This is a genomic window from Lactiplantibacillus fabifermentans DSM 21115 (assembly GCF_000498955.2).
Taxonomy (GTDB): domain Bacteria; phylum Bacillota; class Bacilli; order Lactobacillales; family Lactobacillaceae; genus Lactiplantibacillus; species Lactiplantibacillus fabifermentans.
The window spans coordinates 53,696-71,179 of record NZ_AYGX02000032.1 but is presented as its reverse complement, the minus strand read 5'-3'; the positions used below and the strand labels follow the sequence as shown (position 1 = coordinate 71,179).

Here is a 17,484-nt window from a genome sequence, read left to right as displayed (position 1 = left end):
GTTATGCTGAACAATTTGTCCAAAAATTCGGATTAAATTTGCAATCTACCATTTAAATAAGTGACGAGTTTTTCGTCACATTCAGCTAAGGTCTTACCGGTAACAAGTCGCCGGTTCCAACCACGATGAATGGCACCATTTGGATTAATCATAAGTTCCACTCCCTCTCTTTAAGTCATCAATTATTCGCCAAAAACGCTCAGCGAACCACTTTGATGGACAGTGGGTCTAACAACTTAATGATAGCAAAGTTTAGCTAGGTTAATCAATGGCTGGTCAACTGCCCGGATAACTTTTGCAAGTTGTGTCGGTTGCTAGTTGACGTTAGCGGTTACAATCGCTACACTAAAAGTACTTAGTACACTAGGGGTGTCCAAAAATGGGCTGAGATAGCGCTGTAAGTGCTGATCCCTTTGAACCTGTAAGTTCAGACTTGCGTAGGGAAAGTGTCACAGCTGATTAATTGGCGACGCCCCGTTTAACGCAAGTTGAAGGGGCGTCGTTTTTTTGTGCTTACGGACGATTGAGGAGGAGTTTGAAATGGACTTATCACTATTGGCAACTTTACGAGCAAAAAATCCGATTGTATTTAACATCGCGAACTTTGTCACGGTACAAGATGTCGCCAACAGTTTAAACTCGATTGGGGCGTCACCAATTATGTCAGCCGAGCCGCAAGAAGCCGAGGCGATGGTGCAAATTGCCGGGGCAGTTTGTTTAAATATGGGCACGTTAACGACGGCCCAAGTGACCCAGATGCAAGCGGTTGGTCAATTAGCTAATTTGCATCATAAACCGGTCATTTTAGACCCAGTAGCAGTGGGGGCGATTCCTTATCGGCAACAAGTGGCGCAAGATTTACTACAAACTGTCAAAGTGGACATTATTCGTGGTAATGCCGGTGAAATTGCAGCCTTAGCAGGTATCGACTGGCAGGCCCGCGGCATTGATGCCGGCAGTGGTCAAGCCGATTTGGTCCAGATTGCACAAGCTTGTGCAGTCAAACAACGCTGTGTCGTGATTTTATCCGGGCCGACGGATGTTATTACGGATGGTCAGCAAGTCATCCAAGTTAAAAATGGCACGCCGTTATTTCAATTACATGTCGGTTCTGGTGACATGTTATCCGCAATGGTGGCGGCTTTTGCAGCCATTTGCCCAGACCAATTATTGGCGGCGGCCCAAATGGCGTGTTTGACCTTTGCCGGCACAGGTGAGTTAGTGGCAAGCCAAATGACGGCTAATCGCCCAGCGACTTTTGCCATCGAATTGATTGATAAATTAAGTTTAGTAACGGCTGAGGAATTGGAAAATGTCAGTCGCGTTAGTTCAGGAAAGTAGGGATAGGCATGGTAAATGAATTTCCACAAGTATTGACGATTGCTGGGACGGATAGCGGTGGTGGCGCTGGGGTGATGGCCGACTTAAAGACGATGCAAGCCCGGCACGTTTTTGGGACGGCAGTCATCGTGGCCGTTACCGCGCAAAATACGCTGGGCGTTCAAGACTTCATGGCCTTGCCAACTAAATTGATTGATGAACAGTTTGCGTCGTTAGCGGCGGATTTAAAAATTCGAGCGTGCAAAACGGGGATGTTAGCCGATGCGGAACACGTTCACGCCGTCGTCGCCAACTTGCAGCGTTATGATTTTGGGCCAGTCATTGTTGACCCGGTCATGATTGCTAAAGGTGGCGCGGCCTTACTTGCGGCCGATGCAGTCGCTACGGTGCGTGACGAGTTGATTCCGTTAGCTACCGTCGTGACGCCTAATTTACCAGAAGCGGAGCAACTGACTGGTTTGACGATTAGCGATGAAGCCGGTATGGTGGCGGCTGGTCAAGCGCTGCAACAGCTAGGCGCTAAAAATGTCATCATCAAGGGTGGTCATGAAGCCCAGCCAACGTTAGCTAAAGACTTTGTTTTATTGGCCGATGGGTCGGCGTTTTGGTTATCGGCACCGCGGACAGATACGGTGCGGACACATGGCACGGGGGATACCTTGTCGGCCTGCTTAACTGCAGAATTAGCTAAAGGCCAACCGATGGCTACCGCAATTAAGACGGCTAAGGCTTATGTGACGGCCACGATTGCCGCGACGATTCAAGTCGGGCATGGTCACGGGCCGTTAAACCACTGGGCAACGCCAAGTACTGAGGTGACGAGTGATGACGCTAAAATTTGAAGCCAACCAACTCCGGGCGTATTTTGTTTGTGGCACGCAAGATGTTGTCGGTCAGTCGTTAGTGACGGTCGTTGATCAAGCTTTAGCGGCTGGCATTACGGCCTATCAATTCCGTGATAAGGGGGCTAGCCAACTGACCACAGCGGCCCGATATCAATTAGGCCAGGAATTACGTGAACATTGTGCCGCGGCGGAAGTGCCATTTATTGTCGATGACGATGTAGATTTGGCACTCGCTTTACAGGCAGATGGCATTCATGTTGGGCAAAGTGATGACCAAGTGCAACGGGTGCTTGAACAAGTGGGGCAGCAAATGTTTGTGGGCTTATCATGCTCGACATTAGCAGAAGTTGAGCAAGCCAATCAGATTGCCGGGATTGCTTATTTGGGGAGTGGGCCCATTTTTCCAACGACCTCTAAATTAGACGCTGACCCCGTCGTCGGGTTAGCTGGATTAGCCCAACTCGTCCAAGTATCCCATTATCCGATTGTGGCGATTGGTGGGATTACTGAAAATGAGTTACCGGCGATTGCGGCTACCGGTGCGGCTGGGGCGGCGGTTATTTCCATGTTAGCAAATAGTGATGATTATCAACGGACGGTTTGGGCCATGTTAGCTGCACCGTTTGAGGAATAATTTCCCGGACATATTTAAATTTATGAACGCAACGCTGGTCGGATGTGCGACTGACTAGCGTTTTTTTGTTTGCAGAACTTGAGGGTTGACATTCGAAATAATTAATCTTAATCTGTAACTAATCAAATAGCCATTACATTTTAATTTCACGAATAAACGTATTGATGAGAAGAGTAAGTTAAGGCGTCTTGAACAGCGACTACTAATAGTGTGAGGGTAGCAAGACCAGTTAACTGAAGATGAGCTCGGAGCGATGACTAGCGGTGCAAGCCAATAGTCCGGCAGGATCCGTTATGATCCCTGACATCGAATTTTGGTGTTATGAGATGACTGATCAGTCATAAACTCGGGGTGGTACCACGACTTTGTTCGTCCCTGTGTGCAAAACTTGCATGCAGGGCTTTTTTATTGGGCTAAGAGGGAGTAGAAAATGACAAAACCAGTAATTGGAATTGCACCAGGCGTGGTGACCGTTGACAGTCACATGTTTCCCGGCCGAAAACGTGATTATGTGAATCGCGAATACTTACGGTCGATTACCGATAATGGGGGACTACCGTTAATGTTGCCGGTGACCTTAGATGATGACGCGATTAGTAAGTACGTCAGTTTGATCGATGGGTTGTTGTTATGCGGTGGTGAGGATGTGGATCCACTAACTTATGGCGCGGAACCACTGGCAAAATTAGGCGATATTGACCCGCAGCGCGATGCGTATGAGGGACGGTTGATTAAAGCTGTGCATGCCGCGCATAAGCCCATCTTAGGCATTTGTCGCGGCGTGCAAATTTTGAACGCCACGTATGGTGGGACAATCTATCAAGATTTAAGTTACATGCCAGCCGGTCAAGGGACGTTGAAACATATGCAGGCGCAATTACCAGCTTATGGAATGCATCATGTAACCGTTACAGCGCCGAGCCAATTAGCGACGTATTTAACGACCACTAAATTGACGGTCAATTCATTTCATCATCAAACGTTACATCGAATTGCACCAGGGTTTAAGGTCGTTGCCACAGCTGCTGACCAAGTTGTTGAAGCAATTGAATCCACCGCTGGTGGCTTACAACTCGGCGTGCAGTGGCATCCGGAAATGATGCAACAAGTTAATCCACTGATGGCCCAATTATTTGCGGGGTTCATTGCCACCAGCGGTCAGTAATTAGTCTTTTAAGGAAACGGGGTTAGTGAGATGCAGACAACTAAAAAATGGGTTACGGGTGTTGGATTAGTTGCTTTGGGGTTAGTTTTAGCCAGTTGTTCGTCAAATAGTAGTCAATCTAGTCAAAAAGATAAAACGTTACACGTCACCGCTTCACAAGCCATTGCCACGGCTGATCCAAATAAGGCGGATGACATTGTCAGTCAGGCCGCGATTGCGCAAGTGATGGAAGGTCTGTATACGACTAACGCCAACGGTAAAGTGGTGCCAGCGATTGCGACTAAAATCGTAAAACCGACTAACGGTGGTAAGACGTATACCTTTACCTTACGTCACAATGCGAAGTGGTCGAATGGGGTCAAAGTTACGGCCGCGGACTTTGTATATTCGTTGCAACGCCAAGTTGATCCAGCCACGAAGTCACAAGAAGTTGGGCATGTCGCGGAAATTGAAAATGCGACGGCCATTACTGCTGGCAAAAAGGCCGTGAAGACATTGGGCGTTAAGGCTTTAGGTAAATATAAGTTACAATTCACGCTGACCCAAAAGGTGCCGTATTTTAATTACCGCTTGGCAACTGAAATTTATCCTTTAAATCAAAAATTCACGGAAAAGTATGGGAACAAGTACGGGACCTCATCGGCTAAAACGTTGTCGAATGGCCCATACGTGTTGAAGGCTTGGGATGGTACTAGTGATACTTGGAACTATACTAAAAATAAGTATTACTACGACAAAAAGTCGGTTCACATTAACCATGTCAAAGTCAGCACGGTCAAAACGAATAGTACAGCCCAAAACTTATTTGACAGTGACGCGGTACAGGTCACTCAGATTACGGGGACGCAGGTCGCTGAGGCAAAGACCGGGTCATTAAAGAAGAACTTACAAATCACGAAGTTGAATCAACTCTACTTCATGCCTTGGAATTCGAAGCGGACGATTACTAAAAATGCCGATTTGCGGCGGGCCGTTAGCTACGCTTTAAATCGGGAATCGCTTGTTAAGAATGTCTTGAAAGATGGCTCGGTGGCGGCGACGTCATTAGTGCCAACGGGGAATACCAAGAATCCAACCACGGGCAAAGACTTCAATACAGATACGGGCAACTTGTATCCGTACAGTCCGACCAAGGCGAAAGCTTATTGGAAAAAGGCCCAAGCTAGTTTAGGTAAAAAGAAGCTGACCCTACAATTATTGACAAATGACAATGACGTGAATAAGTCGGTGGCGGAATTCGTTCAAGCCGCGATTGAAAAGAATTTGAAAGGGGTCACGGTGAACGTTAAATCCGTGCCTTTAACGAATGAAATTTCAACGTTGAGCAAGGGTGATTTTGACTTGGCAACCTTGTCATGGTCAAGTGATTTCCAAGACCCCGTGGATTTCTTGAACAAGGCATCCATTACGAATTCGGTGGACTTTGGGAAGTTTGATGACAGTCAGTATGAAGGCTTGATCAAGACGATTACGGCGGGCACACAAAGTAAAACGGCCCGGTACCAAACGATGCAAAAAGCTGCGAAGTTAGTGGCTGAAAAGCAAGGGGTCACCCCGTTATATCAAACGGCCTCGGCTCATTTAGTTAGCAGCAAAGTTGGTGGGGTTCACTTCACGTTGTTGCGCGATGCGTTGTATCGGTATGCTTATTGGAAATAATTAGGTTACTAAAAATGGTACTGGCAATTGTCAGTGCCATTTTTGACGTTAATCCTGTTTATTTTCACCAACTATCGTTAAAATAGAACTAATAATGTTTCACGTGAAACATTGCTTGATTATTTGGTGAAGGGATTGGTAAGACATGGCAGCAAAGTTTCAATTTGAACCAACCGCGATTACGGCGTTACAGTCACAATATGATGTAATTATTATTGGCTCCGGAAGCTCGGGATTAGTGAGTGCGGTCCAAGCGCATGAACTGGGGTTACGGCCAGTTATTTTAGAAAAAATGCCTAAAATTGGTGGTAACACGACGCGGGCGTCTTCGGGGATGAATGCCGCGGAAACGCTCGTCCAATTAAAGCATCATGTGGTTGATAGCTACGCTGATTTTTATCAGGAAACTTATGTCGGGGGCGGTCGTCAAAATGACCCCGACTTGCTGCAATATTTTACGACCCACGGCGCGTTAGCCATTGACTGGTTAGCGGCGCATGATATTCAACTCGATGAATTAACGATTACCGGTGGGATGAGTGTTGAACGGACCCATCGTCCGAGCAGTTTAGCGCCAATTGGGGGCTTTTTAGTCACGCAATTATTGAAGGCGGTCCAGGCAGCGAAGATTCCATTGTTTACTGAAGTTACCGTCACCGACTTGCATACGACGGCTGCTAAAATTGACGGGGTTACGGTACAATTAGCGGACGGAACGACTAAAGCGTTAAATAGCTCAGCAGTTATTTTAGCGACGGGGGGCTTTGCCGCTAATCCTAAATTAATTGCGAAATATCGACCAGACCTACAAGATTATCAAACGACTAATCAACCTGGTGCCACCGGTGATGGGTTGAGCTTAGCGGCGACGGCCGGCGCCCAATTGGTTGATATGGACCAGATTCAAGTGCACCCAACTGTTCAACAAGATACGCCACATGCCTTTTTGATTGGTGAAGCCGTGCGTGGTGAAGGGGCTATCTTGGTCGATCAGAATGGTCAACGATTTGTAAACGAACTCGACACGCGGAAAAACGTTACTGCGGCCATTGATAGTTTGCCAACAAAACATGCCTATTTAATTTTAGATACGGCCGTTCGTAAACGGGTACCAGCAATTGAATTTTATGATCACGTTGGTTTAGTTGAGACGGGGGCCACGTTGGCTGAATTAGCCGCTAAGATTGATTTGCCAGCAGATCAATTAGCTGCGACGGTCGCCGATTGGAATCAAGCGGTGGCGACTGATAATGATGCGGCCTTCAAACGCACTACCGGGATGGCAGCTTTAACGAGTGGGCCATATAACGCAATTCATATTGCGCCGGCAGTCCATTACACGATGGGTGGCGTAAAAATCAATCCGCAAACCCAAGTCCTACGACCAGATCAAACGGTCATTGCGGGGTTGTATGCCGCGGGTGAAGTTGTCGGTGGCTTACACGGAAATAACCGAATCGGTGGGAACTCGATTGCCGAAACGGTCGTCTTTGGACGCCAAGCCGGTCAACAAGTATATCAATATATAAATAACGTAAAATAATTGAAGTTATAAACGACGCTAATTTCTTGATGAAATTAGCGTCGTTTCTCTATTTGCAGTTGATGGGGTTTTCAAAACTAAGGTATAATGACGGCAAGAACTAAAGGGGGTGGGACACATGCAATTACAAGTGGGGATGCAAGTGACGACGCAGGACCAACAAAGCTATCGCATTTTGGCCCTAGTGAATCACGGCCAACAAGTGTTAGTACAAGGCGACGAACATGCGGCCACGGTGCAAGTTATTGACGTTAGCAAAATAATTCAGATAGCTGAACAAAAATCGGCGGATGATTTAGCCTTGGCGACGGTGACGGTCGTGGGTGAGCGGTATGTGGAGCATATCGCGACGACATTAAGTCAGTTACAAGTTGGCGCGCCAGTCTTATTACAACGTGAGGGGCACAATCAGTATGACGATCAGGCCATTTCGGTGTGGACGTTGCAACATGAAAAGTTAGGCTATATTGCCCGTTATCAAAATTCAACTTATGCGCAACTAATGGACCAACAGGCCAGCTTGTATGGCTGTGTTGAGACCCTCGATGTTGATAATCAGAAATTAACCATTATGCTCAAGCAAGTGACTACTAAGCCGTGTGTTGTGCCAGCCATGCGCGTACAACAACGGGATGTCACTGGTCGACCGGCTAAATTAGGCGTGGTACCTAGTCATGCGTTGAACACGCCGCTGGGTGATTTGCGCTTGGACTGTGACGGGCAGCCGTTGAAGTATCAGTGGACCGCGCTTAGTCCGTGGATTACGCCGGATGATGAGCTATTTGTGACCCAGCGTTACTGGGTAGTGCCGAATTGGTCCGCGGTCACGGCGAATAGTACGGTGACCGCGCAAGTCGGTGAAGCTGCTGAAGTGATCAACCGATGGCAAGACGCTCACGAACAAGGGCTGATTGTGACCAACGCGACTAGTTTTTATGTCGTCGGTCTGAGTGTTAAAACGATGACCGGTCTCGATGATAATTTTCCAAGTGATGCGACGGTACCGCAAGTGAATTATCATGTCACCCAGCCGGAAGCTTATTATCAACGCGGCTTTATGGTGAGTTGGGTATCTTATGGCGAGCCCCAAGTTCAAACGGCGTTACGGTTGGCATTGCAATATCCAACGGTGAATTTGGTTGAACCATACGTGGCGCATGCCGCGACCGCCACCCATGCCACGTTTACTCGTGAAGAGCTCGCCACGGTCTTAGTGTCGGCACTGCCGAATTTCCAAGGCAACCAAATGCTAGCTCCGAGTGTGTCTTCGTTGACCGTTGAGAAATTACGGACGACTTTAGGTGACACGGCCTACCATGCTTTGGCCAGCTATCAACGGCGGGTACAGTTACTACCAGGCAGTACCGAGGGCGTAGATGAAACTTTGCTGCAAGCATTGATCCATGCCACGTTATACCATGAAATTGCGACCTTACACTATCATTTACAGACAGTTGGCATGTTGAGCCAGCCGATTTATCCGGTGCAACTCTTCAGCACGACGCCGAACGATGATCAAGAGTCGTTAGTGGCTTGCTTGGCGTTTTATAACTTTGAAACGTTTGAGATTCAGCAAGTCACGCTCCGAGATATTGCTAGTATTGCCATTATCACTGATCCGGAACATCCACAAATGGCGCAAGCGCCCACGAATCCAGACTGGTTACAAATATTTTTACACAGCTGGAATGAATAATTGAACGAACGGTCAAAAAACGAAATATATTGAAATAAAAAATGGCACCTGATGAGATATTGCGTTCATCAGGTGCCATTTTTATAGTCGCAACGAGCGCCACGCCACCCTAAAAATGAGTCGTGTGGTCCTTTAAATATTCCGCCGTGGCCGCCAGCATGTCGGCGGTTTGCTGATTCAATAATGGTGGTAAGTTATCGAGGTCGAAATAGGCGAGCTTGAGCGTTTCATCGGTCGCTTGTTCCAACTGATGGCCACCAACGGCTTCAACTAAAAAGAGTTCCGCAATTGTTTGGGTGACGTCACCGTTTGGATAAACGGTTTCGCCGCGATCAAATAAGCCGATTGGCGCAACGACTTTGACGTCAATCCCGCTATCTTCCTTATATTCGCGGACACAGGCTTCCGCAAAAGATTCACCGTATTCCAAATAGCCGCCCGGTAAACTCCAGTTATGGGTATCGGTACGTAAGTTCAAGAGGACTTGTTGCTGGTCGTTTAATAAGATGCCCCCAGCACAATTGAGAAAAATCGGTTTATGACCGACTAAGGCGCGAATTTCTTTAATGTAGTTTGCCATTTGAATCCCTCACTTTTCATATGTATAAGTCCATTATACGCAAAATGTGGGGTGATTTCGTGGGTAGATTAAATTTTACTAAGAAAGGTTAAAGGCTTGTCATGCTTGGGTTGTAAGCAATTTAGTCCGTTGAGGCGTTGTTGCGTAACGTTTAAATTTTAGCTAAGATGGATGCTATATACTGTGAAATCAAGCAGTTTTGTTCTTTGAATTAATGAAAAGAGAGAAATCTATGCAGAGAAAATTAAGTACGGGCCAGATGCAGATGATTGCATTGGGTGGCACGATTGGGGTCGGCCTATTCATGGGGTCGAGCTCGACCATCAAATGGACCGGACCTTCCGTTTTGATTGCGTATGTCATCTCCGGCGCGTTTTTGTACCTGATTATGCGGGCGCTGGGCGAAATGCTGTATGTCGACCCTAATACGGGTTCGTTCGCTAAGTTTGCGTCCGAATACATGCATCCGGTCTTCGGCTACTTAACGGCTTGGAGCAACGTGTTCCAATTCGTCGTCGTCGGCATGAGTGAAATGATTGCGCTGGGCGGCTACTGCCGTTATTGGTGGCCCAATTTGCCGGATTGGATTCCGGGATTGATTGCGATTGCCTTTTTATGTGTGGCTAATCTGATTTCGGTCAAGATGTTTGGGACGCTCGAGACGTGGTTCTCACTCATCAAGGTCGTGACGATTATTTTGATGATCATTGCCGGGTTAGGATTGATTCTGTTCGGTTTTGGCAACAATGGTCATGCGATCGGAATTAGCAACTTATGGTCACACGGCGGCTTCTTTACCGGTGGGGTTAAAGGGTTCGTGTTCGCGCTATCAATCGTCTTAGCGTCCTATCAAGGTATTGAATTGATTGGAGTCACGGCTGGTGAAGCCGAAAACCCGCAAAGTACCTTAGTCAAAGCGATTCGGTCCACGGTTGCACGAATTTTGATATTTTACGTCGGCGCCATCTTCGTGATCGTCAGCATTTACCCGTGGGATAAAATCAGTCAAATCGGTTCGCCCTTTGTGCAAACTTTTGCCAAAATCGGGATTACCGCGGCCGCTTCGATTATTAACTTCGTGGTCATCACCGCGTCATTATCCGGGACCAATTCCGGGATTTATAGCGCCAGCCGGATGACTTACACGCTAGCGGAAAATCATCAGTTACCAAAGAAAATGACATTGTTAAATCGCCATGGCGTACCGTTTTATGCCGTTATCGCGATTTCAACAGGAATCTTAATTGGGGTCATTTTAAACGTCGTCTTGCCGATGTTTTTCAAAGATGCCAGTGAAATCTTCGTGATGGTTTATAGTTCGAGTGTGTTGCCTGGGATGGTACCGTGGTTCGTCATTCTAGTGAGCCAAATCGAATTCCGTAAACAAAATGCGGCTAAGATGGCCAATCATCCATTCAAAATGCCATTATCACCTTATTCAAATTATTTGACGTTAGCTTTCTTAGCGTTAACGTTAGTGTTTATGTTCATCAATCCGGAAACGAGATACTCCATCATTGTGGGGGTCGTATTCTTAGTTATCATGACTTTGATTTATTTCCGCAAATACCGATTGAAGGAACAATCGGCATAAAAATAAGTACTCACCATTATGGTGGGTGCTTTTTATTTTGGCGGCGAATGCGTTAAAATTAAGCATACTAATTTTTTCAGAAGCAGGTGTCAGGCATGGTAAAACAAGGCCATTACGCGAAGGCCAGTCGGCAAAAAAAGCTGCGCCAATTGAAACAGCGGCATCAAGTTCACGCCGACCGCACGATTGATTACGCAGCGGTCAGTGAATTTTTGTTAGTGCGCTATCACTTAACGCAAGCTAAACGGCAACGGCCCGTGATGCGCAAAACGATGCAACGGTTTATGACGCAATGGTTAGCCGAGGCCACAGCTAACGGAGCCTTAAGCTGGTCGGTAACAACGATTACCAAACAGACGCTTCAACAGTTCAACCGCCAGTTACCGTGGCAAGGATATGCCTTGCTCCAACAAGAACTACTAGCGTGGCAAGCGTTCATGGTCAAAGAAGTGCCCGCCGTGCCACTCGATGAACGATTGCAAGTCACTGATTTACTAACCACGGCGACAATAACGACGGTCATCAGTGAGCAACTCGCAATCAATACTTTGTTAGGGATGTTTGGTGACAATCAAGCCAAGCTTGCTCAAGTAACCACGGCCCAAGTCCAACAATTACAAGCCGGGCTAGTAACTGCGACGACAATTGATTGGACGAAAGTGGCTAGTTTAGTTGCGCCGGTCACGTTAAGTGCCGACACTCAAGCTGCCAGTATGCAAACTTGGGTTGCCCAATTGAATGAGTTGACCCCCAACGACTTTATTTCATAATTAATTTGACTGAACAGTCAAAAGGAGTAGAAACATGCGATTTATAACTTCGGATCAAGTGAGTTTAGATTACACTGACAAAGGGAGTGGCCAGCCCATCGTCATTTTGACGGGATTTGGTGGTTCAAAAGAGATTTGGCACCGACAAGTTCCTGTCTTACTGGATGCGGGCTATCGAGTGATTAATTTAGATGGTCGGTGCCAGGGGTTGTCAGAACACACCAAAAAGGGCTTACGGATGAGTCGGCGGGCCTTGGATGCCCATGAATTGATTGAACATTTAGGGTTAGAAAAGCCGATTTTACTCGGTAATTCCATGGGGGCCGCGACGTGGTTTGCGTACCTATCTTTATTCGGCGATGCCAACGTCCGCGCCGTGATCGATGTCGACCAGACGCCCAAGATGATCAATACGCCATCATGGCCGTACGGGTTCAAGAAAATTACTTGGGCCGACTTCCCTGACTACTTTAAAATGCCATTGGGACATTCGACTTATAAGCATATTGATGATGATACGTATGCGCTCGTCAAAGGGATTGAAGCCGAGGCTCCGTTTGATAGGGGCTTGATGGTACCGTTACTAATCAATCACGCCTTTCAAGATTGGCGAGATGTGGTTGCCGATATCACCGTGCCATTTTTGATTATTGCCGGGGCCAAGTCGCCGTACTTTAATCCGGAATTTGCGGCCGTAACGGCTAAAACAGCGATTCATGGGCAAAGCGTCAAGATTGCGGATGCCGGTCATATCGTGATGGCCGAACAGTCGGCGGCGTTTAATGACGCGTTATTAGATTTTTTAAATACATTGTAAAGTGAACCGGTTATCAGCGAACGTTGATAGCCGGTTTTTACTTGGCAAACAGTTGAGTATTTGGGAATGGCGTGGGATAATTTATTCGTAAATATTTTTAAAATTTATTTGATTATATAAATAACGATATGGGGGTGGCACCAATGTCCGTTCATTATAATAATTTTTATGCCAATACGTTGGGACGGTCGGTCAATGTGAATGTCATTTTACCGGAACCGTTGAATCCTACTGGCGAAGTCGCGGCCGATTACGCCAGCGGTCATCAATTGTTGCCAACGATTTGGCTGCTACACGGCTTAGGCGGCGACGCCACAACTTGGCTGCGTAATACCACGATTGAAGCCTTGGCGACGCAATACCGCGTGGCAGTCGTGATGCCCCAAACCGAACGGGGCTTTTACACCGATATGGTTAGCGGACCGAAATATTGGACCTTTCTCACGCGAGAATTGCCGGAACGGTTGCGCTTTATGTTTCCGTTGAGTGAAGCGCCTGCTGATAATGTCGTCGTTGGGAACTCGATGGGCGGTTATGGTGCTCTGCGCTGGGCTTTGACGTACCCGGACCGCTTTGCCGCGGTGGCGGCCTTGTCGCCCGTGACTGATTTAGGTCGTTTTCGCGTTGAACAAGCCACGATGATGCCGGATTTTGACTTGGCGTTTGATCCGCAACACTTGGAAGATAGCCCCGTTAGTTTGGGATACTTATTGGCGCGCGTGCCCGCTGACACCGATTTACGTGTCTTGATGACGACCGGGAGCCAAGACATGTTGCGAGCGATGGATGTGGCGATGCGACCACGGTTGGCGGCCAAGTTCGGTAACCAATTCACTTGGGATGAACTGCCGGGGCGGCATGATTGGCCGCTTTGGAATCAGCAGTTGGGGATGGTGATGCATTGGTTGTATCGGGGGACGTTTAAGGCAATTTAGAATCAAGCTGTATGATCCAATTGAAGTAATTGATAAGAAGTTCTTAGTTGCATTCGTGGGATAGTTTCCTGTTTCATCTTAATTGGTGGTTATCATATAATTAAGGTAGGAACACAACACATTCTAACGATTAATTAGTTTAGGGGGCGAATGAATGAGAGTAGGCACCAATGCTATCTCCATAGGTAGCAATTATCACTTATGGACGCGTACAACCGGCACCGGCCCAACAAAACTCCTCTGCCTCCACGGCGGCCCAGGCGGCACCCACGAAATATTCGAAAACTTCGCCGCCAAGCTAGCGCCGTACCACGTCCAAGTCACGATGTACGATCAGTTGGGTTCGTATTTTTCGGAATCCCCAGATTGGTCGGATCCGGCGAATCGTACCAAGTATTTAAACGTGGCCTATTACGTCGATGAAGTCGAACAAGTCCGCCAAGCGCTCGGTCTCGAGGACTTTTACTTACTAGGTCAGTCCTGGGGCGGGTTACTGGCAATGGAATACGCACTCAAATACGGTGACCACCTCAAAGGCCTCGTCGTCTCCAGCATGATTGATAACACGGCTGAATACACCGCCAATCTTGAAGCCATTCGGTCGCAGATGTTTTCCAAACGTGCGCTCATCTACATGCATGACGTGGAACAGCGGCGGGCGTATCACGAGCCGCGCTATCAAAAGTTATTAGCGGAATTTTGTGACCATCATTTACACCATGCGCGCGCTGCCCAACCCCAACATTTAGTGTCGGTTATGGCGCCGACGATTTATCATCATTTTTGCGGCGATAATGAGTTTGTGAGCGGCGGTACGCTGACCGGTTGGGATATTCGTGATCGTCTGGGCGACATTACTATTCCCACTTATTTGATGGTGGGGGAACACGATACGATGCCGTTAGCGGCCATCAAACGAATGGTGAAGACCATGCCGCAAGCGTGGTATCACGTGACGCCACATGCGGGCCATGGCCAAATGCTGGATAATCCGGCTGACTATTTTGAACATCTCGGTGCGTTTTTGACGCGCTAAATAAAAAACTGCGCCACCTCAATTTAGAGGTGACGCAGTTTTTGTAAATTAGCTTAAAACTTCATTTTTTTCAACGAAGCGAAACCGGATAAATTTCCCGATTTCGGTTACGATTAACACAACAATCCCACATAGGATTGGGATGCCCCAACCGTACCAGAAGTTAACGTTGGTCGTATTGAAGACGGATTGCATGAACGGCAAGTAGATGATACCTAATTGTAAGGCAATCAAGATACCAATGATGTAAAACGCCATCTTGTTTTGGAAGAAGTACTTGGAAATGACTGGGTGATCATTACGCAAGTTAAACAGATAAAAGATCTTCCCAAAAATAATAATGTTTAACGACATCGTACTGCCGACCACGTTTGGTAAACCCAGGTTCGTCAAGTAGTCGTAAGCGAAAATCCCCAGACCAGAAATGAGCAGTGACACGTAAATGATTTCAAACGAGTCGAGCTTACTTAACAGGCCGGCTTTCACATTTCGCGGCCCCCGGGACATAATGCCTGCTTCGGGTGGCTCGAAAATGAAGGCGAACTGGATGGTTAACGCGGAAACCATGTTAATCCAGAGCAACTGGGTCGGGTAGAGTGGCAAGTCGTGGCCCATTAAAATACTAATAATGACGACTAACCCTTCCGCAAAACTCGTTGGTAACAAGAAGCGAATCGTTTTACGAATGTTATCAAAGACGTGGCGGCCTTCGCGCACCGCGGCGACGATATCGGCGAAGTCATCATCGGCTAACACCATATCGGCGGATTCTTTGGCAACTTCGGTCCCTTTGATCCCCATGGCGACCCCGATATCAGCTTGCTTTAAGGCGGGGGCATCGTTGACCCCGTCACCAGTCATGGAAACGACGTGGTTATTAGCTTGTTGGGCGCGCACAATTCGTAACTTGTTCTCCGGTGTTGCGCGGGCGAAGACGTTATAGTCATCGATATGCGCTTTTAATTGGTCATCGTCCAACGCGTCGATTTCAGGACCCGTAATGGCCTTAACTTGCGGTGCCAAGTTCAACTTGTTGGCAATCGCCATCGCAGTATCCGGATGGTCACCAGTAATCATTTTAACTTGGACGCCGGCTTGGCGTAATTCCGCAATTGCCGTGGCCGCTTCTTCCCGGGGTGGGTCGATGATACCGACGAAACCGGCTAAATGTAAGTCGTGAATCTTGGCGGCGTCAATTTCAGTGACGTCATCATCAACGACTTGGGCGGCCAACGCTACGACGCGTAAGCCATCAGCCGTTAAGTCGTCCATGGCATCGTCCCAATATTTAGTGGCATTAGCTTCGGTCGTCAACTGCAAAATAGTAGCGGGGGAACCTTTGACCATCAAGACCCGTTGACCGTCTAAATCAGCTAATCGCGCTGAAAAACGAAACGCCGAGTCGAATGGTAAGGAGTCTACTTCTGCCACTTCGGGGTCGTGACCGGTCATCTTGCGATAAAGCGTGGTTAACGCGCCATCGGTTGGTTCCCCAGTCAGTTCCCAGCGATTGTTTTCAAAATGCAATTCGGCATCGGTCGTTTGACCGGCAATCTTAACGAGCCACGCCATATGGTCATCTTGTTGCCAGTCGACCGTTTGACCGTTGAGCTTCAAGGCCCCGTCAAAATTAATTCCACCATTATCATCATAGCCGACGCCGGTAACATCATAACGGGCGTCCGGCGTAACGACTTTGGTTACGGTCATTTCATTTTTCGTCAAAGTCCCAGTTTTATCGGTATTGACGATATCGACGGCCCCTAAAGTTTCCACGGCTGGCAAGGACTTCACGATGACGTTTTTCTTGGTCATCTGGCGCGTCCCCATCGCTAACACAACGGAGGTGCTGGCCGGTAACCCTTCCGGCATCGACCCGACGACCATCGTAATGACGGCAATCAGCAAGGTTGGCAAGCTGTACGTGTTCATGAACATCCCTAAGATGAATAAGAGCACGGCCGAGACGACGATGGCAATCGATAACCCAAACCCTAAGGAGTTCAAGTTTTGCATCAAGGGGGTTGGTTTGGATTTCACTTCACCCACGGATTGTTGAATGTGGCCAATCTCAGTCGCTTCGGCGGTCGCCGTCACGATTCCGAGACCGGAACCACTAGTGACGGCGGTCGAAGCGTAGACCATGTTGCGACGATCGGCTAAAGCGAGGTCACTAGCGGGCATCGGTTCTTCCTGTTTTTCAACCGCATTAGTTTCACCCGTTAAAACGGATTCTTGCACATTCAAGTTATCCGCGGAAATTAAGCGCATGTCCGCGGGAACCGCATCCCCGGCTTCCAAGTTTACTAAGTCACCAACGACTAAATCGCGGGCATCAATTTCTAACTTTTTCCCATCACGAATGACAAAGTTTTTTGAAATCAACATTTCACGGATCCGTTCCAAAGCGTTACCCGCTTGGCGCTCTTGCACATAACCAATAATGGCGTTGGCAATAATTACTAAGCCAATAACGATTGAATCGGAATAGCGGTGCATCACAAAGGTCATGACCGCCGCGGCCGCTAAAATGTAAATAATACTGTTATTAAACTGCTTGATGAACTGCACGAAGCGGGAGGTCCGTTTCGTCTCCAGCTCGTTGCGGCCGTCGTGTTGTAGACGGCGCTCAGCTTCAGCGGCACTCAAACCAGTCGTACTATCAGTCTGGTATTGGGTGGCTAAAGTTGGTTCATCAAGCTGCCACAAATGGTCCTCGGTATCGGGAGGCAATTTGTCAGTATCAGTTTCAGGTGTATCAGTCAAATTCTGGGAATTGTTGTCTATCATTAAATCCACTCCTGTATATAATTGTTTTTATCTGTTAGGTTCAGTAAAATCTCGACGTTTATTGCGAGTTAAGCAGGCC

The 17,484-nt window shown here is 47.7% G+C and carries 14 protein-coding genes and 1 riboswitch; of the genes, 12 read left to right on the top strand and 2 right to left on the bottom strand.

Annotation, left to right across the window (positions count from 1 at the left end; all coding sequences use genetic code 11):
- Window positions 1-355 precede the first annotated feature (355 nt).
- Window positions 356-462: riboswitch (TPP riboswitch) on the top strand.
- A gap of 78 nt (window positions 463-540) precedes the next feature.
- The 7 genes from thiM to DY78_RS02250 all read left to right on the top strand — a co-directional run bounded on the left by thiM (window position 541) and on the right by DY78_RS02250 (window position 8,883).
- Entirely contained in the window at window positions 541-1,341 is an 801-nt protein-coding gene (thiM, locus tag DY78_RS02280) for a hydroxyethylthiazole kinase (RefSeq protein ID WP_024625898.1), read from the top strand.
- 8 nt (window positions 1,342-1,349) lie between these two features.
- Entirely contained in the window at window positions 1,350-2,183 is an 834-nt protein-coding gene (gene thiD, locus DY78_RS02275; protein WP_024625897.1) for a bifunctional hydroxymethylpyrimidine kinase/phosphomethylpyrimidine kinase, read from the top strand.
- Window positions 2,167-2,820 (top strand): thiamine phosphate synthase, encoded by a 654-nt coding sequence (gene thiE, locus DY78_RS02270; protein WP_024625896.1) that lies wholly within the window; start codon window positions 2,167-2,169, stop codon window positions 2,818-2,820. Before thiD ends, thiE begins: the two co-directional genes overlap by 17 nt.
- Before the next feature lie 430 nt (window positions 2,821-3,250).
- Complete coding sequence (locus DY78_RS02265) at window positions 3,251-3,985, top strand: gamma-glutamyl-gamma-aminobutyrate hydrolase family protein (protein ID WP_024625895.1); 735 nt, start codon at window positions 3,251-3,253, stop codon at window positions 3,983-3,985.
- 30 nt (window positions 3,986-4,015) lie between these two features.
- The gene (locus DY78_RS02260) at window positions 4,016-5,644 is read left to right on the top strand and encodes a peptide ABC transporter substrate-binding protein (protein WP_024625894.1); all 1,629 of its coding nucleotides are present in this window, start codon (window positions 4,016-4,018) and stop codon (window positions 5,642-5,644) included.
- A gap of 145 nt (window positions 5,645-5,789) precedes the next feature.
- Window positions 5,790-7,187: a flavocytochrome c gene (locus DY78_RS02255; protein ID WP_024625893.1), complete on the top strand. Its 1,398-nt coding sequence runs from the start codon at window positions 5,790-5,792 to the stop codon at window positions 7,185-7,187.
- 118 nt (window positions 7,188-7,305) lie between these two features.
- Window positions 7,306-8,883 carry an HIRAN domain-containing protein gene (locus DY78_RS02250; RefSeq protein WP_024625892.1) on the top strand — a complete coding sequence of 526 codons (1,578 nt, stop codon included), beginning with the start codon at window positions 7,306-7,308 and terminating at the stop codon, window positions 8,881-8,883.
- A 109-nt stretch (window positions 8,884-8,992) separates the two neighbouring features.
- On the opposite strand, the gene DY78_RS02245 is transcribed toward DY78_RS02250, so the two are convergent.
- Entirely contained in the window at window positions 8,993-9,463 is a 471-nt protein-coding gene (locus DY78_RS02245; RefSeq protein WP_024625891.1) for an NUDIX hydrolase, read from the bottom strand.
- A gap of 232 nt (window positions 9,464-9,695) precedes the next feature.
- Between DY78_RS02245 and DY78_RS02240 the strand changes: the two genes are divergently transcribed.
- From DY78_RS02240 to DY78_RS02220, 5 genes are all read left to right on the top strand, one after another.
- Window positions 9,696-11,057, top strand: coding sequence for an amino acid permease (locus DY78_RS02240; RefSeq protein ID WP_024625890.1), 1,362 nt, complete (start codon window positions 9,696-9,698; stop codon window positions 11,055-11,057).
- Window positions 11,058-11,152: 95 nt separating this feature from the next.
- Window positions 11,153-11,827 (top strand): hypothetical protein, encoded by a 675-nt coding sequence (locus DY78_RS02235; protein WP_024625889.1) that lies wholly within the window; start codon window positions 11,153-11,155, stop codon window positions 11,825-11,827.
- A gap of 34 nt (window positions 11,828-11,861) precedes the next feature.
- A complete protein-coding gene (locus DY78_RS02230; RefSeq protein ID WP_024625888.1) occupies window positions 11,862-12,644 on the top strand; it encodes an alpha/beta fold hydrolase in 783 nt (260 codons plus the stop codon).
- A gap of 143 nt (window positions 12,645-12,787) precedes the next feature.
- On the top strand, window positions 12,788-13,579 hold the full coding sequence (locus tag DY78_RS02225) for an alpha/beta hydrolase (RefSeq protein ID WP_024625887.1): 792 nt from the start codon (window positions 12,788-12,790) through the stop codon (window positions 13,577-13,579).
- 154 nt (window positions 13,580-13,733) lie between these two features.
- Window positions 13,734-14,615 carry a proline iminopeptidase-family hydrolase gene (locus DY78_RS02220; protein WP_029779122.1) on the top strand — a complete coding sequence of 294 codons (882 nt, stop codon included), beginning with the start codon at window positions 13,734-13,736 and terminating at the stop codon, window positions 14,613-14,615.
- A 48-nt stretch (window positions 14,616-14,663) separates the two neighbouring features.
- On the opposite strand, the gene DY78_RS02215 is transcribed toward DY78_RS02220, so the two are convergent.
- Window positions 14,664-17,405, bottom strand: coding sequence for a cation-transporting P-type ATPase (locus tag DY78_RS02215; protein ID WP_024625886.1), 2,742 nt, complete (start codon window positions 17,403-17,405; stop codon window positions 14,664-14,666).
- Window positions 17,406-17,484: the final 79 nt, after the last annotated feature.

Bases quoted from the DNA above. Each gene is read 5' to 3' on its own strand.
- thiD (WP_024625897.1), top strand. From the start codon at position 1,350: ATGGTAAATGAATTTCCACAAGTATTGACGATTGCTGGGACGGATAGC.
- DY78_RS02240 (WP_024625890.1), top strand. From the start codon at position 9,696: ATGCAGAGAAAATTAAGTACGGGCCAGATGCAGATGATTGCATTGGGT.
- DY78_RS02255 (WP_024625893.1), top strand. From the start codon at position 5,790: ATGGCAGCAAAGTTTCAATTTGAACCAACCGCGATTACGGCGTTACAG.
- DY78_RS02260 (WP_024625894.1), top strand. From the start codon at position 4,016: ATGCAGACAACTAAAAAATGGGTTACGGGTGTTGGATTAGTTGCTTTG.
- DY78_RS02265 (WP_024625895.1), top strand. From the start codon at position 3,251: ATGACAAAACCAGTAATTGGAATTGCACCAGGCGTGGTGACCGTTGAC.
- DY78_RS02235 (WP_024625889.1), top strand. From the start codon at position 11,153: ATGGTAAAACAAGGCCATTACGCGAAGGCCAGTCGGCAAAAAAAGCTG.
- DY78_RS02230 (WP_024625888.1), top strand. From the start codon at position 11,862: ATGCGATTTATAACTTCGGATCAAGTGAGTTTAGATTACACTGACAAA.
- thiE (WP_024625896.1), top strand. From the start codon at position 2,167: ATGACGCTAAAATTTGAAGCCAACCAACTCCGGGCGTATTTTGTTTGT.
- DY78_RS02245 (WP_024625891.1), bottom strand. From the start codon at position 9,463: ATGGCAAACTACATTAAAGAAATTCGCGCCTTAGTCGGTCATAAACCG.
- DY78_RS02225 (WP_024625887.1), top strand. From the start codon at position 12,788: ATGTCCGTTCATTATAATAATTTTTATGCCAATACGTTGGGACGGTCG.
- DY78_RS02250 (WP_024625892.1), top strand. From the start codon at position 7,306: ATGCAATTACAAGTGGGGATGCAAGTGACGACGCAGGACCAACAAAGC.
- DY78_RS02215 (WP_024625886.1), bottom strand. From the start codon at position 17,405: ATGATAGACAACAATTCCCAGAATTTGACTGATACACCTGAAACTGAT.
- thiM (WP_024625898.1), top strand. From the start codon at position 541: ATGGACTTATCACTATTGGCAACTTTACGAGCAAAAAATCCGATTGTA.
- DY78_RS02220 (WP_029779122.1), top strand. From the start codon at position 13,734: ATGAGAGTAGGCACCAATGCTATCTCCATAGGTAGCAATTATCACTTA.